This window comes from Stenotrophomonas sp. SbOxS2, from assembly GCF_013416715.1.
Lineage (GTDB): Bacteria > Pseudomonadota > Gammaproteobacteria > Xanthomonadales > Xanthomonadaceae > Stenotrophomonas > Stenotrophomonas lactitubi.
In genome coordinates this window covers 1-16687 of sequence record NZ_JAAVXD010000011.1, presented here as the reverse complement: position 1 = coordinate 16687, position 16687 = coordinate 1, and the positions used below count along the sequence as shown (strand labels likewise).

Below are 16687 nucleotides of genomic sequence, written 5' to 3'. Positions count from 1 at the left end.
GAGGGCGGCCGTCACACCCCGTTCTTCAAGGGCTACCGTCCGCAGTTCTACTTCCGTACCACCGACATCACCGGTGCGGTCGAGCTGCCGGAAGGCGTCGAGATGGTGATGCCGGGCGACAACATCAAGATGGTTGTCACCCTGATCAACCCGGTCGCCATGGACGCCGGCCTGCGCTTCGCAATCCGCGAAGGTGGCCGTACCGTCGGTGCTGGCGTGGTTGCCACCATCCTCGAGTAAGCCTGCATGCCGGCGGTCGCATAGCGCTGCCGGTCTGGCGAGTGGCGGGCCGGGAACCTCGGTCCGCCTTCGCCGTCTAAGGGAAGGCAAGTTTTCTACGTACGCCAGTAGCTCAATTGGCAGAGCAGCGGTCTCCAAAACCGCAGGTTGGGGGTTCGAGTCCCTCCTGGCGTGCCATCTGCCCACCTTACCCAGCGGCCCTGCCGCTAAAGCAGACACAGCCTGATGAATAGCAAGATCGAACATTCCAAGGACACCTCCGCGCAAGGCGGGGATATCGTCAAGTACGTCCTCGCATCGTTGCTGGTGCTGGCAGGTCTGTTCGTCTGGTTCTGGTTCTCCGCCGATTCCGGTCGCGCTGCCCAGCTGGGCTCGTGGACGGGTCAGCTGCGTGCGTTGGCGGTCGTGGTCGGCCTGGTTGGCGGTATCGGCGTGTTCATGCTGACCGGCAAGGGGCGCGACACCCGCGAATTCCTCTCCGAGTCGCGCTTCGAACTGCGTAAAGTGGTTTGGCCGACCCGCCAGGAAGCCATTCGCATGACCTGGGTGGTGATTGTCGTCGTCCTGATCCTCAGCCTGCTGCTGGGTGGGTTCGACTTCTTCATCCAGAAACTGACTCAGTGGTTCCTGAGCCGCTAAGGAGAAATGCATGAAGCGTTGGTACGTCGTTCACGCCTATTCGGGCTTCGAGAAGTCGGTGGCGCAGGCTCTGCGCGATCGCATCGTCCGTGACGGCATGGAAGAGCGCTTCGGCGACGTCCTGGTTCCGACCGAGGAAGTGATCGAAATGCGCGCCGGCCAGAAGCGCCGTTCCGAGCGCAAGTTCTTCCCGGGTTACGTGCTGGTCCAGATCGAGACCCACGAAGAGGCGGGTATTCCGCGCATCGACAACGAAAGCTGGCATCTGGTCAAGGAAACTCCGCGCGTCATGGGCTTCATCGGCGGAACCGCTGATCGTCCGCTGCCGATCGCAGATTCCGAGGCCGAGGCGATCCTGAACCGTGTCCAGGAAGGCGTCGAGAAGCCGCGTCCGAAGGTGCTGTTCGAGCCGGGCCAGATGGTCCGCGTCACCGAGGGTCCGTTCAACGACTTCAATGGTGTCGTCGAAGAGGTCAACTACGAGAAGAGCCGTCTGCGCGTCTCGGTGCTGATCTTCGGTCGCGCCACCCCGGTGGAGCTCGAGTTCGGTCAGGTCGAAAAGGCCGTCTGATCTGTATTCATATGCCGCTTCAGGCATGTGAAGAAAAAACCTGATATGCTGCGCGGCTCCCGTTGGGAAGCTTGCGGGACGAGGCCACCGAAAGGTGGCCTTCGGCATGATTTCAAAACGCGACGCCGGGACGCGTGATTCCCGGTCCGATGGGGAGCCTGTTGTCGCAAGGCGCTAGCACCCGGAGAGTACTCACATGGCAAAGAAAGTTGTCGGTTATATCAAGCTGCAGGTGAAGGCCGGTCAGGCCAACCCCTCGCCGCCGGTCGGTCCTGCGCTGGGTCAGCGCGGCCTGAACATCATGGAATTCTGCAAGGCCTTCAATGCCGCCACGCAGAAGCTCGAGCCGGGTCTGCCGGTTCCGGTGATCATCACGGCCTATTCGGACCGTACGTTCACCTTCATCACCAAGAGCACTCCGGCCACCACCCTGCTGAAGAAGGCCGCTGGCATCTCGTCGGGCTCCAAGCGCCCGAACACCGAGAAGGTCGGCAAGGTCACCCGTAAGCAGCTGGAAGAGATCGCCAAGGCGAAGGAGCCGGATCTGACTGCCGCCGACCTGGACGCCGCCGTGCGTACCATCGCTGGCTCTGCCCGTTCCATGGGCCTCGTGGTGGAGGGTTAATCAGATGGCACAGAACAAGCGCGAAAAGGCCATCAAGGCCGCCGTTGTCCCGGGCAAGGCGTATGCCTTCGAGGACGCAATCAACATCCTGAAGACCGCCACCAAGGCCAAGTTCGTCGAGTCGATCGACGTCGCTGTGCGCCTGGGCGTCGACGCGAAGAAGTCCGACCAGCAGGTCCGTGGCTCCACCGTGCTGCCGGCGGGTACCGGCAAGTCGGTCCGCGTCGCTGTCTTCGCTCCGGCCGGTGCCAAGGCTGATGAAGCCCTGGCCGCTGGTGCCGAAGCCGTCGGTATGGACGACCTGGCCGAGAAGATGCAGGCCGGCGATCTGAACTACGACGTCGTGATCGCGACCCCGGACGCAATGCGCGTCGTCGGCAAGCTGGGTACCGTGCTGGGCCCGCGCGGCCTGATGCCGAACCCGAAGGTCGGCACCGTCTCCCCGAACCCGGGTGAGGCTGTGAAGAATGCCAAGTCGGGTCAGGTGCGTTACCGCACCGACAAGGCCGGCATCATCCACTGCACCATCGGCAAGGCCGACTTCGCCGAAGACGCGCTGAAGTCGAACCTGACCGCGCTGCTGCTGGACCTGATCAAGGCCAAGCCGGCCACCTCGAAGGGCCTGTACCTGCAGAAGGTGTCGGTCAGCTCGACGATGGGCCCGGGCGTCACCGTCGACCAGTCGTCGCTGAGCCTGAAGTAATCGTTTCAAGCGGTCGCGGGTCCCTCGGGTCCCGCGACCGTGACATTTGAAGGCATCGCCGGCAACCCATCGCCGGTGGTAGCCGTCAAAGACCGCAGGTGCGGTCGTGGTATGCCGGCGACGGGCACGGAAGCTCGATTTGGCAGGGAGTCGCCGCCGGAGCAGTCACGAACGCTTAATCGATTCCCCGGAATCACCCTGCGTAGATGGTGCCCTTCTGGAGTTTTTCTGGTTCACGCACGTCTGGGGTTACCCAGGTTGGCCCACTCCAGGTCTAGAACGGCCCACCCCCCGGAACATCATTCCGATGTTCCCGGCGTCCAGGACGGATGCCGCACAGGACCGCACACGGCAGGAGCCGTAAGCGGAGTTCAATCGGAGGAGTGCAATGGCTCTCAATCTGTCCCAGAAGCAAGAAGTAGTCGCGGAGCTGGCAGACATCGCCGCCAAGGCCCACTCCTTGATCGCAGCCGAATACGCTGGCACCACGGTCGCCCAGATGACCGCGATGCGCAAGCAGGCTCGTGAAACCGGCGTTTTCTTGAAAGTTGTCAAGAACACCCTGGCTTCGCGTGCTGTTGAAGGCACCGAGTTCGCAGTCGCACAGGACCAGATGGTTGGTCCGCTGCTGTACGCGTTCTCGCTCGAGGAGCCCGGTGCTGCCGGTCGCCTGATCAAGGATGCCGCCAAGGGCAACGACAAGCTTAAGGCCAAGGTCGTCGCAATCGGTGGTGAAGTGTTCCCGGCAAGCCATGTCGACGTGTTGGCCTCGCTGCCGACCCGCGACCAGGCCCTGGCAATGCTGGCACGCGTCCTGACCGAGCCGGTCACGATGTTCGCCCGCGCCATCAAGGCAATCGGCGACAAGCAGAATGGTGGCGACGTCGCCGCCGACGCTGCTGAACCGGCCGCCGAGACCGCCTGAGTTTCGACTAATCGTGGTTCCTGACGGAACCTCAATCCAGAAAAACATCCAAAGGTAATTATCATGTCCCTTACCAACGAACAGATCGTCGACGCCATCGCCGAGAAGTCCCTGATGGAAGTGATGGAGCTGGTCAAGGCCATCGAAGAGAAGTTCGGCGTCTCCGCCGCTGCTCCGGTCGCCGCTGCTGTGGCTGGCCCGGCTGCCGTCGTTGAAGAGCAGACCGAATTCGTCGTCACCCTGAAGACCGCTGGCGACAAGAAGGTCGAAGTCATCAAGGCCGTCCGCGCCATCACCGGCCTGGGCCTGAAGGAAGCGAAGGACCTGGCCGAAGCCGGCGGCGTCCTGAAGGACAACGCTTCGAAGGACGAAGCCGAGAAGATGAAGAAGGACCTGGAAGCTGCTGGCGCGACTGTCGAAGTCAAGTAAGCACTTCCATTGCGTCGCCATCGAAATCCGGCGATGCAGCCAAGGCTGGGGGCGTAAGCCCCCGGCCTTTGGTCGTTGTTGCGGTGTTGTAGATCCACGCCATGCGTGGATGTGAAAAGCGGCAAAGAGCCCAACACGGGCTGCGGTCAAACCCTGGTCGGCCAGCGCAAAGCGCGGCGGCGGGGGAGTGGATGCAGACGAGTTGGCAGTTGGAAGTAGCGGGAGAAGGCGTGCTGGTGCCGGCAATACCAGCGACTTCCAACTGACAATTTCAAGTTCCCTTCGGGTCGTGGGCGCACGACTCGCACAACAAGGTGGAAGACCTCATGACGTCCTATTCGTTCACCGAAAAAAAGCGTATCCGCAAGGATTTCGGCAAGCAGCGTTCGATTCTCGAAGTGCCGTTCCTGCTCGCCATCCAGGTGGATTCCTACCGTGAATTCCTGCAGGAAAACGTCGATCCGGCCAAGCGCACGGACCACGGCCTGCACGCTGCACTGAAGTCGGTCTTCCCGATTGCCAGCTACAGCGGCAATGCTGCCCTGGAGTACGTCGGCTACAAGCTGGGCGATCCGGTCTTCGACGAGCGTGAGTGCCGTCAGCGTGGCATGAGCTACGGTGCGCCGCTGCGCGTGACCGTGCGCCTGGTGATCTACGACCGCGAGTCGTCGACCAAGGCCATCAAGTACGTGAAGGAGCAGGAGGTCTACCTCGGCGAAATCCCGCTGATGACCGACAACGGCACCTTCATCGTCAACGGCACCGAGCGCGTCATCGTCTCGCAGCTGCACCGCTCGCCGGGCGTGTTCTTCGACCACGACCGTGGCAAGACCCACAGCTCGGGCAAGCTGCTGTACAGCGCCCGCATCATTCCTTACCGCGGCTCCTGGCTGGACTTCGAGTTCGACCCGAAGGACGCGCTGTTCACCCGTATCGACCGTCGCCGCAAGCTGCCGGTGTCGATCCTGCTGCGTGCGCTTGGCTACAGCAACGAAGAGATGCTGGCCGAGTTCTTCGAGATCAACACCTTCCACATCAACCCGGATGAAGGCGTCCAGCTGGAGCTGGTGCCGGAGCGCCTGCGCGGCGAAACCCTGGGCTTCGACCTCGCCGACGGCGACAAGGTCATCGTGGAAGCCGGCAAGCGCATCACCGCGCGCCACATCAAGCAGCTGGAAGCCTCGGGCATTGCCGCCCTGGCCGTGCCGGACGACTACATCGTCGGCCGCATCCTGTCGCACGACGTGGTCGATGCCTCGACCGGTGAACTGCTGGCCCAGGCCAACGACGAAATCACCGACGAGCAGCTGCAGAACTTCCGCAAGGCCGGTGTCGATGCAGTGGGCACCCTGTGGGTGAACGACCTGGATCGTGGCCCGTACCTGTCCAACACCCTGCGCATCGATCCGACCAAGACCCAGCTGGAAGCCCTGGTCGAGATCTACCGCATGATGCGTCCGGGCGAGCCGCCGACCAAGGATGCTGCGCAGAACCTGTTCCACAACCTGTTCTTCACCTTCGAGCGCTACGACCTGTCCGCCGTCGGCCGCATGAAGTTCAATCGTCGCGTGGGCCGCAAGGAAACCACCGGCGAAGCCGTGCTGTACGACCGCAAGTACTACGGCGAGCGTAACGACGAAGAGTCCAAGCGCCTGGTTGCCGCCCACGGCGACAGCTCGGACATCCTGGACGTGATCAAGGTCCTGACCGAGATCCGCAACGGCCGTGGCGTGGTCGATGACATCGATCACCTGGGCAACCGTCGCGTGCGTTCGGTCGGCGAAATGGCCGAGAACGTGTTCCGCGTGGGCCTGGTCCGCGTCGAGCGTGCGGTCAAGGAACGCCTGTCGATGGCAGAGTCGGAAGGCCTGACCCCGCAGGAGCTGATCAACGCCAAGCCGGTGGCTGCGGCGATCAAGGAATTCTTCGGCTCCTCGCAGCTGTCGCAGTTCATGGATCAGAACAACCCGCTGTCGGAAGTCACGCACAAGCGTCGCGTCTCGGCCCTGGGCCCGGGCGGCCTGACCCGTGAGCGCGCCGGCTTCGAAGTGCGCGACGTGCACCCGACCCATTACGGCCGCGTCTGCACCATCGAAACCCCGGAAGGCCCGAACATCGGCCTGATCAACTCGCTGGCCGTGTACGCCCGCACCAACCAGTACGGTTTCCTCGAGACCCCGTACCGCAAGGTCGTGGACGGCAAGGTCTTCGACGAAGTCGAGTTCCTGTCGGCCATCGAAGAAAACGAGTACGTCATCGCCCAGGCCAACGCCCTGACCGATGCCAACAGCGTGCTGACCGAGCAGTTCGTTCCCTGCCGTTACCAGGGCGAATCGCTGCTGAAGCCGCCGGCGGAAGTCCACTTCATGGACGTCTCGCCGATGCAGACCGTGTCGATCGCGGCCGCGCTGGTTCCGTTCCTGGAGCACGATGACGCCAACCGCGCACTGATGGGCGCCAACATGCAGCGTCAGGCCGTGCCGACCCTGCGTGCGCAGAAGCCGCTGGTCGGTACCGGCATCGAGCGCGCCGTGGCGCGTGACTCGGGTGTGACCGTGAACGCCCGTCGTGGTGGTGAGATCGTGCAGATCGACGCCGCCCGCATCGTGGTCAAGGTCAACGAAGCCGAGATCACCGATGCGTCCGATGCCGGCGTCGACATCTACAACCTGATCAAGTACACCCGCTCCAACCAGAACACCTGCATCAACCAGCGTCCGCTGGTGGAAGTGGGCAACGTGGTGGCGCGTGGCGACGTGCTGGCCGACGGTCCGTCCACCGACATCGGTGAACTGGCCCTGGGCCAGAACATGCTGATCGCCTTCATGCCGTGGAACGGCTACAACTTCGAAGACTCCATCCTGCTCTCCGAGCGCGTGGTGGAAGAGGATCGCTACACCACGATCCACATCGAAGAGCTGACCTGCGTTGCGCGTGACACCAAGCTGGGGCCGGAGGAAATCTCCGCCGACATCCCGAACGTTTCCGAGCAGGCGCTGAACCGCCTGGACGAGAGCGGCGTGGTGTACATCGGTGCCGAAGTCCGCGCCGGCGACATCATGGTCGGCAAGGTCACCCCGAAGGGCGAAAGCCAGCTGACCCCGGAAGAGAAGCTGCTGCGCGCGATCTTCGGTGAGAAGGCTTCGGACGTGAAGGACAGCTCGCTGCGCGTGCCGCCGGGCATGGACGGCACCGTCATCGACGTGCAGGTCTTCACCCGCGATGGCATCGAGAAGGACAAGCGCGCCCGTCAGATCGAAGAGTCTGAAATCAAGCGCGTCAAGAAGGACTTCGACGACCAGTTCCGCATCCTGGAAGCGGCCATCTACGCCCGTCTGCGTTCGCAGATCGTGGGCAAGGTGGTCAACGGCGGCGCCGGCCTGAAGAAGGGCGACGTCATCTCCGACGCCTACCTGGATGGCCTGAAGAAGGCCGACTGGTTCGTGCTGCGCATGAAGGACGAGGACGCTGCCGAAGCCATCGAACGCGCACAGAAGCAGATCCAGGCGCACGAGAAGGAATTCGAGCGTCGCTTCGCCGACAAGCGCGGCAAGATCACCGCGGGCGACGATCTGGCTCCGGGCGTGCTGAAGATGGTCAAGGTGTTCCTGGCCGTGAAGCGCCGCATCCAGCCGGGCGACAAGATGGCAGGCCGCCACGGCAACAAGGGTGTGGTGTCCAACGTGGTGCCGGTCGAGGACATGCCGTACATGGCCTCGGGCGAAACCGTGGACATCGTGCTGAACCCGCTGGGCGTGCCGTCGCGTATGAACATCGGGCAGATCCTGGAAGTGCACCTGGGCTGGGCTGCCAAGGGTCTGGGTCGCAAGATCCAGGCGATGCTGGAAGCCCAGGCGGCGGTTGCCGACCTGCGCAAGTTCCTGGACGACATCTACAACCACGATGACACCAACGTGGCCAACCGTGTCGACCTGTCGCAGTTCAGCGACGAGGAACTGCTGCGCCTGGCCCGCAACCTGTTCGACGGCGTGCCGATGGCAACGCCGGTGTTCGACGGTGCCACCGAAGCGGAAATCAAGCGCATGCTGGAACTGGCCGACCTGCCGAGCAGTGGCCAGACCCAGCTGTATGACGGCCGCACCGGTGAAGCCTTCGATCGCCACACCACCGTTGGCTACATGCACTACCTGAAGCTGAACCACCTGGTCGACGACAAGATGCACGCCCGTTCGACCGGTCCGTACTCGCTCGTCACCCAGCAGCCGCTGGGCGGCAAGGCGCAGTTCGGCGGCCAGCGCTTCGGTGAAATGGAAGTCTGGGCGCTGGAAGCCTACGGCGCGGCCTACACCCTGCAGGAAATGCTGACGGTGAAGTCCGATGACGTGCAGGGCCGCAACCAGATGTACAAGAACATCGTCGACGGTGAGCACGAGATGGTCGCGGGCATGCCGGAATCCTTCAACGTGCTTGTGAAGGAAATCCGCTCGCTGGCCATCAACATGGAACTGGAAGACAACTGATCCATGCCGGCGCGGCGGTCAACGCCGCCGCGCCGCTGGCAGTCAACTGAAAGCCCATCGACACAGCATTCCTCCTTCTGGAGAACACCATGAAAGACCTGCTCAACCTCTTCAACCAGCAGCGCCAGACGCTGGACTTCGACGCGATCAAGATCGCGCTGGCTTCGCCGGACCTGATCCGTTCGTGGTCCTTCGGCGAAGTGAAGAAGCCGGAAACCATCAACTACCGTACCTTCAAGCCGGAGCGTGACGGCCTGTTCTGCGCCGCCATCTTCGGGCCGGTCAAGGACTACGAGTGCCTGTGCGGCAAGTACAAGCGCATGAAGCACCGCGGCGTGGTCTGCGAGAAGTGCGGCACCGAAGTGACCCTGGCCAAGGTGCGTCGTGAGCGCATGGGCCACATCGACCTGGCTTCGCCGGTCGCGCACATCTGGTTCCTGAAGTCGCTGCCGTCGCGCATCGGCCTGATGCTGGACATGACCCTGCGCGATATCGAGCGCGTGCTGTACTTCGAAGCCTACGTGGTGACCGAGCCGGGCCTGACCGCCCTGGAGCGCCGCCAGCTGCTGACCGAAGAACAGTACCTGCAGGCCCGCCAGGAGCATGGCGACGACTTCGACGCCGCCATGGGCGCCGAGGCCGTGTACGAACTGCTGCGCACCATCGACCTGCAGTCGGAAATGACCCGCCTGCGCGAAGAGATCGCCAGCACCGGTTCGGAAACCAAGCTGAAGCGCCTCACCAAGCGCATCAAGCTGATCGAAGCCTTCCTGGAATCGGGCAACCGTCCGGAGTGGATGGTCATGACCGTGCTGCCGGTGCTGCCGCCGGACCTGCGTCCGCTGGTTCCGCTGGATGGTGGCCGCTTCGCGACCTCCGACCTGAACGACCTGTACCGCCGCGTCATCAACCGCAACAACCGCCTGCGCCGCCTGCTCGAGCTGAGCGCGCCGGACATCATCGTGCGCAATGAAAAGCGCATGCTGCAGGAATCGGTCGATGCGCTGCTGGACAACGGCCGTCGCGGCCGTGCCATCACCGGCACCAACAAGCGCCCGCTGAAGTCGCTGGCCGACATGATCAAGGGCAAGCAGGGCCGCTTCCGTCAGAACCTGCTCGGCAAGCGCGTCGACTACTCGGGCCGTTCGGTCATCGTGGTCGGTCCGTACCTGCGCCTGCACCAGTGCGGTCTGCCGAAGAAGATGGCGCTCGAACTGTTCAAGCCGTTCGTGTTCGCCAAGCTGCAGCGTCGTGGCCTGGCCACCACCATCAAGGCCGCCAAGAAGCTGGTCGAGCGCGAAGAAGCCGAAGTCTGGGACATCCTGGAAGAGGTCATCCGCGAGCATCCGGTGATGCTGAACCGTGCGCCGACCCTGCACCGTCTGGGCATCCAGGCCTTCGAGCCGGTCCTGATCGAAGGCAAGGCCATCCAGCTGCACCCGCTGGTCTGCACCGCGTTCAACGCCGACTTCGACGGTGACCAGATGGCCGTCCACGTGCCGCTCTCGCTGGAAGCCCAGCTGGAAGCGCGTGCGCTGATGATGTCCACCAACAACATCCTGTCGCCGGCCAACGGCGAGCCGATCATCGTGCCGTCGCAGGACGTCGTGCTGGGTCTGTACTACATGACCCGCTCGCTGGAAAACAAGAAGGGCGAGGGCATGGCCTTCGCCAACATCGCCGAAGTCAAGCGCGCCTACGACAACCGCGTGGTGGAACTGCACGCGCGCGTCAAGGTCCGCATCACCGAGGTGGTGACCGACGAGGAAGGCAACAAGCAGAGCAAGACCTCGATCGTGGATACCACCATCGGTCGCGCCCTGCTGGCTGAAATCCTGCCGGAAGGCCTGCCGTTCGCGCTGGCCAACACCGAGCTGACCAAGAAGAACATCAGCCGCCTGATCAACTCCAGCTACCGCCAGCTGGGCCTGAAGGACACGGTCGTGTTCGCCGACAAGCTGATGTACACCGGCTTCGCCTACGCGACCCGCGCCGGCGTCTCGATCGGCATCGACGACATGCTGATCCCGGACGAGAAGAAGGGCATCCTCACCGAGGCCGAAGCCGAAGTGCTGGAAATCCAGGAGCAGTACCAGTCGGGCCTGGTCACCGCCGGCGAGCGCTACAACAAGGTGGTCGACATCTGGTCGCGCACCAATGAGCGCATCGCCAAGGCGATGATGGACACCATCGGTACCGAGAAGGTCATCAATGCCAAGGGTGAGACCATCGACCAGAAGTCGATGAACTCCCTGTACATCATGGCCGACTCCGGTGCACGAGGCAGCCAGGCGCAGATCCGTCAGCTGGCCGGCATGCGTGGCCTGATGGCCCGTCCCGATGGCTCGATCATCGAGACGCCCATCAAGGCGAACTTCCGCGAAGGCCTGAACGTGCAGGAGTACTTCAACTCCACCCACGGTGCCCGTAAGGGTCTGGCCGATACCGCGCTGAAGACCGCGAACTCGGGTTACCTGACCCGTCGTCTGGTCGACGTGGCGCAGGACGTGGTGATCACCGAGGTGGATTGCGGTACCACCGAAGGCCTGATCATGACCCCGATCGTGGAAGGCGGCGACGTGGTCGAGCCGTTGAAGGATCGCGTGCTGGGTCGTGTGGTTGCCGAGGACGTGTTCCTGCCGGGCAACGACGAAGATCCGATCGTCACCCGCAACACCCTGCTCGACGAAGCCTGGGTCGCCAAGCTTGAAGAGGCCAGCGTGCAGACCATCAAGGTCCGCTCGACGATCTCCTGCGAATCGGCCTTCGGTGTCTGCAGCCGCTGCTACGGCCGCGATCTGGCCCGTGGCCACCTGGTCAACATCGGTGAAGCGGTCGGCGTCATCGCCGCGCAGTCCATCGGTGAGCCGGGTACCCAGCTGACGATGCGTACGTTCCACATCGGTGGTGCGGCATCGCGAGCTGCTGCGGTCGACAACATCACCGTCAAGACCACCGGCTCGGTCAAGTTCAGCAACCTCAAGTCGGTGGCCCATGCCAATGGCTCGCTGGTCGCGGTGTCGCGCTCGGGCGAAATGTCGGTGCTCGATGCGCACGGCCGTGAGCGTGAGCGTTACAAGCTGCCGTACGGCGCAACCATCACCTCCAAGGACGGTGATGCGGTCAAGGCTGGCCAGACCGTGGCCAACTGGGATCCGCATAACCACCCGATCGTTTCGGAAGTGGCTGGTTTCATCCGCTTCATCGACTTCGTCGACGGCATCACCGTCATCGAGAAGACCGATGAGCTGACCGGCCTGGCATCGCGCGAAATCACCGACCCGAAGCGCCGCGGCGCCCAGGCGAAGGATCTGCGCCCGATCGTCCGCATCGTCGATGGCAAGGGCAATGACCTGTCGATTCCGGGCACCGACCTGCCGGCGCAGTACCTGCTGCCGCCGCGCTCGATCGTCAACCTGCAGGACGGCGCTGCCGTCGGCGTGGGTGACGTGGTCGCCAAGATCCCGCAGGAAGCGTCCAAGACCCGCGACATCACCGGTGGTCTGCCGCGCGTGGCCGATCTGTTCGAAGCGCGCAAGCCGAAGGATCCGGCGGTGCTGGCCGAGCGTTCGGGCATCATCAGCTTCGGCAAGGACACCAAGGGCAAGCAGCGCCTGATCATCAAGGACACCGATGGTTCGGAGCACGAAGAGCTGATTCCGAAGTACCGTCAGGTCATCGTGTTCGAAGGTGAGCACGTGACCAAGGGCGAAACCATCGTCGACGGCGAGCCGAGCCCGCAGGACATCCTGCGTCTGCTGGGTGTCGAGCCGCTGGCCGCCTACCTGGTCAAGGAAATCCAGGACGTGTACCGCCTGCAGGGCGTGAAGATCAACGACAAGCACATCGAGGTGATCACCCGCCAGATGCTGCGCAAGGTCGAGATCACCGATCAGGGCAGCAGCAAGTTCCTGAACGGCGAACAGGTCGAGCGCCAGCGCGTCATTGAGGAAAATGCGCGCCTGACCACCCGCAACGAGCTGATCGCTCGTTTCGATCCGGTCCTGCTGGGTATCACCAAGGCCTCGCTGGCAACCGAGTCGTTCATCTCGGCCGCTTCCTTCCAGGAAACCACCCGCGTGCTGACCGAGGCTGCCGTCCGCGGCACCAAGGACAACCTGCGCGGCCTGAAGGAAAACGTGATCGTCGGCCGTCTGATCCCGGCCGGTACCGGTCTGTCCTACCACGCCAACCGCCGCCGCAACGCGAGCGGGCTGACCGACTCGGAAATGCAGACCCTGTCGGGCACCCCGGTTGCTGCACCGGCCGTCGTGGCCGTGGCTGCGCCGGAAGTGGTGGTGGAATCGACCGACGCCGAGCAGGCCGAGGATTGATCGGCGGGTCCGGCTCCGGCCGGACCTCGATCGGGCAGGGGACGGCCATCGGCCGGTCCCTGCCGGACAAGCATCACGCAGCACCGGTTCCGGCCGGAACTGCACTCGAGGGCACGGGCCGCTGGTCTGTTCGCCTTCGATGAGGTAGGATGCCGCCCGGCCCAGCGATGGGTCGGACGACAACCTGAACGGGGGGCATGGAGAAGGCTCCCCTGTAACGGCCCAGGATCAGGGCTGGCTTGGCGTGTGCGCATTTGACCGCGTTTTCGCCAGGTTGCTACAATCGTCTGTCTCAGCAGGCCGGTTTTTCGCCTGCTCGCACATATCCGCATTCATGGCCGGTTTTTTTCGGCCTCTCTCAGAAGAACATACTGATGGCGACGATCAATCAGCTTGTCCGCAAGCCGCGGCAGGCAACCACTTATAAGAGCGCCTCGCCGGCTCTCGAAAAGTGCCCCCAGCGCCGTGGCGTCTGCACGCGCGTTTACACCACTACTCCGAAGAAGCCGAACTCGGCGCTTCGCAAGGTTGCCAAGGTTCGCCTGACCAACCAGGAAGAAGTGATTTCCTACATCGGCGGTGAAGGCCACAACCTGCAGGAGCACTCCGTGGTCCTGATCCGTGGCGGTCGCGTCAAGGATCTGCCGGGTGTGCGTTACCACACCGTTCGTGGTTCGCTCGACGCCTCCGGCGTTGCCAAGCGTCGCCAGGGCCGTTCCAAGTACGGCGCCAAGCGTCCGAAGAGCTAAGGGAAAGCACACATGTCTCGTAAAGGTAATACGCCGCAGCGCGCAGTCCTGCCGGATCCGAAGCACGGAAGCGAAACCATCGCCCGTTTCATCAACATGGTGATGCTGAGCGGCAAGAAGTCGGTCGCTGAAAAGATCGTCTATGGCGCCATGGACGTGATCGGTGAGAAGAACCCGAATTCCGTCGAGCTGGTTCAGAAGGCTCTGGAAAACGTGGCTCCGTCGGTCGAAGTCAAGTCCCGCCGTGTCGGTGGTGCCACCTATCAGGTGCCGGTCGAAGTGCGCGCCTCGCGCAAGATGGCCCTGGCCATGCGTTGGCTGATCGACTCCGCGCGCAAGCGTGGTGAGAACACCATGCCGAAGAAGCTGGCCGCTGAACTGATCGACGCTGCGGAAAACCGTGGCGGCGCCATCAAGAAGCGCGAAGAAACCCACCGCATGGCCGAAGCCAACAAGGCATTCGCCCACTACCGCTGGTGAGTTTGACGGCCTTGTAAAACAGGCAGGGCAGCACCATCTCGGTGCTGCCTCGCGGCCTCAGAAGGGCTGCGCCAATCCGAAGGCCGCCGAAAGGCGGCGTTCGGCCATCCGAAATCCAAGAAATCTGAGAGGCTCCCCGTGGCCCGTTCCACTCCCATCGAGCGTTACCGCAATTTCGGCATCATGGCTCACATCGATGCCGGCAAGACCACCACGTCCGAGCGCATCCTGTTCTACACCGGCAAGAGCCACAAGATCGGTGAAGTGCATGACGGCGCCGCCACCATGGACTGGATGGAGCAGGAGCAGGAGCGTGGCATCACGATCCAGTCCGCTGCGACCACCGCGTTCTGGAAGGGCATGGACAAGTCCCTGCCGGAGCACCGCTTCAACATCATCGACACCCCCGGGCACGTCGACTTCACCATCGAAGTGGAGCGCTCGCTGCGCGTGCTCGACGGTGCCGTCTTCGTGCTGTGTGCCGTCGGTGGCGTGCAGCCGCAGTCGGAAACCGTGTGGCGCCAGGCCAACCGTTACAAGGTGCCGCGCATCGCGTTCGTCAACAAGATGGACCGCACCGGCGCCAACTTCAGCAAGGTCGTTGGCCAGCTGAAGGCGAAGCTGGGCGCCAAGGCCGTTCCGATGCAGCTGCCGATCGGCGCTGAGGAAGGCTTCAAGGGCGTCGTCGATCTGCTGAAGATGAAGGCCATCCATTGGGATGAGGCTTCGCAGGGCATGAAGTTCGAGTACAGCGATGTGCCGGCCGAGCTGCTCGCTGAAGCGACCGAAGCCCGTACCTTCATGATCGAAGCGGCTGCCGAAGCCAGCGAAGAGCTGATGGACAAGTACCTGGGCGGCGACGAGCTGACCGAGGCCGAGATCATCGAAGCCCTGCGCGTGCGCACCCTGGCCACCGACATCGTGCCGATGTACTGCGGCTCGGCGTTCAAGAACAAGGGCGTGCAGGCCATGCTGGACGGCGTGATCCAGCTGCTGCCGTCGCCGATCGACGTGCCGGACGTGACCGGTACCGACGTTGACGATGAAACCAAGGAAATGAGCCGCAAGTCTGACGACAAGGCTCCGTTCTCGGCCCTGGCCTTCAAGATCATCACCGATCCGTTCGTCGGCGCGCTGACCTTCTTCCGTGTCTACTCGGGCACGCTGAATGCAGGCGACCAGCTGCTGAACTCGGTGAAGGGCAAGAAGGAGCGCATCGGCCGTATCCTGCAGATGCACTCCAACAACCGCGAAGAAATCAAGGAAGTTCTGGCCGGCGACATCGCCGCCGCCGTGGGCCTGAAGGACACCACCACGGGTGACACCCTGTGCTCCATGGATCAGCCGATCATCCTCGAGCGCATGGTGTTCCCGGAGCCGGTCATCTCGATGGCTGTCGAGCCGAAGACCAAGTCCGACCAGGAAAAGATGGGTCTGGCACTGGGTCGTCTGGCACAGGAAGATCCGTCGTTCCGCGTCAAGACCGACGAAGAATCCGGCCAGACCATCATCTCGGGCATGGGCGAGCTGCACCTGGACATCATCGTTGACCGCATGAAGCGCGAGTTCAACGTTGAAGCCAACGTCGGCAAGCCGCAGGTGGCGTACCGCGAAACGATCACCATGTCGGACGTGAAGTCGGACTACAAGCACGCCAAGCAGTCCGGTGGTAAGGGTCAGTACGGTCACGTCGTGATCGAGCTGTCGCCGATCACCGAGGCCGATCGTGCAGATCCGAAGATCGCTGCCGGCATCAAGGACGACTTCCTGTTCATCAACGACATCACCGGTGGCGTGATTCCGAAGGAATTCATCCCGTCGATCGAAAAGGGCCTGCGCGAAACCATCACCAGCGGTCCGCTGGCTGGCTTCCCGGTCGTGGACGTCAAGGTGAAGCTGGTGTTCGGCTCGTACCACGACGTCGACTCCTCGGAAATGGCGTTCAAGCTCGCTTCCTCGATGGCCTTCAAGGAAGGTTTCCGCAAGGCCAAGCCGGTCCTGCTGGAGCCGATCATGAAGGTCGAGATCGTGACCCCGGAGGATTACCAGGGTGACGTGATGGGCGACGTCAGCCGTCGTCGCGGCGTTCTGCAGGGTTCTGATACCACTGGTGACGGTTCGGCCAGCATCATCAACGCGATGATTCCGCTGGGCGAAATGTTTGGCTACGCGACCTCGCTGCGTTCGCAGACCCAGGGCCGCGCCACCTTCACGATGGAATTTGACCACTACGAGCCGGCGCCGAACAACATCGCCGACGAAGTCATGAAGAAGGCCTGAGCGTAACGCTCAGGTCCTCCAAACCACTTACGAACCAATAAGGTAGAAAGAAATGGCAAAGGGTAAGTTCGAGCGCACCAAGCCGCACGTCAACGTCGGCACCATCGGTCACGTCGATCACGGCAAGACCACGCTGACCGCCGCACTGACCAAGATCGGTGCCGAGCGCTTCGGTGGCGAGTTCAAGGATTACTCCGCGATCGACGCCGCGCCGGAAGAAAAGGCACGTGG

Annotated in this window: 12 protein-coding genes, 1 tRNA gene and 1 pseudogene; all 14 read left to right on the top strand. The window is 63.0% G+C overall.

The genetic code is table 11. The annotated features are described in order from the left end of the window. Positions 1 to 240 (top strand): annotated as a pseudogene (gene tuf / locus HFK18_RS21545) (elongation factor Tu); the annotation flags it as partial. Between the two features lie 101 nt (positions 241 to 341). Next, positions 342 to 417: transfer RNA gene (locus HFK18_RS21540), tRNA-Trp, on the top strand. A gap of 48 nt (positions 418 to 465) precedes the next feature. Further along, entirely contained in the window at positions 466 to 879 is a 414-nt protein-coding gene (gene secE, locus HFK18_RS21535; protein ID WP_100463179.1) for a preprotein translocase subunit SecE, read from the top strand. A 10-nt stretch (positions 880 to 889) separates the two neighbouring features. Beyond that, complete coding sequence (nusG, locus tag HFK18_RS21530) at positions 890 to 1450, top strand: transcription termination/antitermination protein NusG (RefSeq protein ID WP_025879350.1); 561 nt, start codon at positions 890 to 892, stop codon at positions 1448 to 1450. A 196-nt stretch (positions 1451 to 1646) separates the two neighbouring features. Beyond that, a complete protein-coding gene (rplK, locus tag HFK18_RS21525) occupies positions 1647 to 2075 on the top strand; it encodes a 50S ribosomal protein L11 (RefSeq protein ID WP_004145248.1) in 429 nt (142 codons plus the stop codon). Positions 2076 to 2079: 4 nt separating this feature from the next. Next, complete coding sequence (gene rplA, locus HFK18_RS21520; RefSeq protein ID WP_089238989.1) at positions 2080 to 2778, top strand: 50S ribosomal protein L1; 699 nt, start codon at positions 2080 to 2082, stop codon at positions 2776 to 2778. Between the two features lie 388 nt (positions 2779 to 3166). Further along, complete coding sequence (gene rplJ, locus HFK18_RS21515; RefSeq protein WP_025879348.1) at positions 3167 to 3703, top strand: 50S ribosomal protein L10; 537 nt, start codon at positions 3167 to 3169, stop codon at positions 3701 to 3703. A gap of 63 nt (positions 3704 to 3766) precedes the next feature. Continuing rightward, entirely contained in the window at positions 3767 to 4132 is a 366-nt protein-coding gene (rplL, locus tag HFK18_RS21510) for a 50S ribosomal protein L7/L12 (RefSeq protein WP_025879347.1), read from the top strand. Between the two features lie 326 nt (positions 4133 to 4458). After that, positions 4459 to 8613 (top strand): DNA-directed RNA polymerase subunit beta, encoded by a 4155-nt coding sequence (rpoB, locus tag HFK18_RS21505; RefSeq protein ID WP_100463185.1) that lies wholly within the window; start codon positions 4459 to 4461, stop codon positions 8611 to 8613. A gap of 89 nt (positions 8614 to 8702) precedes the next feature. Beyond that, complete coding sequence (rpoC, locus tag HFK18_RS21500; protein WP_180167804.1) at positions 8703 to 12947, top strand: DNA-directed RNA polymerase subunit beta'; 4245 nt, start codon at positions 8703 to 8705, stop codon at positions 12945 to 12947. A gap of 374 nt (positions 12948 to 13321) precedes the next feature. Then, complete coding sequence (gene rpsL / locus HFK18_RS21495) at positions 13322 to 13696, top strand: 30S ribosomal protein S12 (RefSeq protein WP_025879344.1); 375 nt, start codon at positions 13322 to 13324, stop codon at positions 13694 to 13696. A 12-nt stretch (positions 13697 to 13708) separates the two neighbouring features. Continuing rightward, positions 13709 to 14176, top strand: a complete 468-nt coding sequence (gene rpsG / locus HFK18_RS21490) for a 30S ribosomal protein S7 (protein WP_089238997.1) — start codon at positions 13709 to 13711, stop codon at positions 14174 to 14176. A 138-nt stretch (positions 14177 to 14314) separates the two neighbouring features. Continuing rightward, entirely contained in the window at positions 14315 to 16456 is a 2142-nt protein-coding gene (gene fusA / locus HFK18_RS21485; RefSeq protein WP_099819137.1) for an elongation factor G, read from the top strand. Between the two features lie 52 nt (positions 16457 to 16508). Continuing rightward, a partial coding sequence (locus HFK18_RS21480; protein ID WP_257216260.1) for a GTP-binding protein occupies positions 16509 to 16687 on the top strand: 179 nt, incomplete at its 3' end.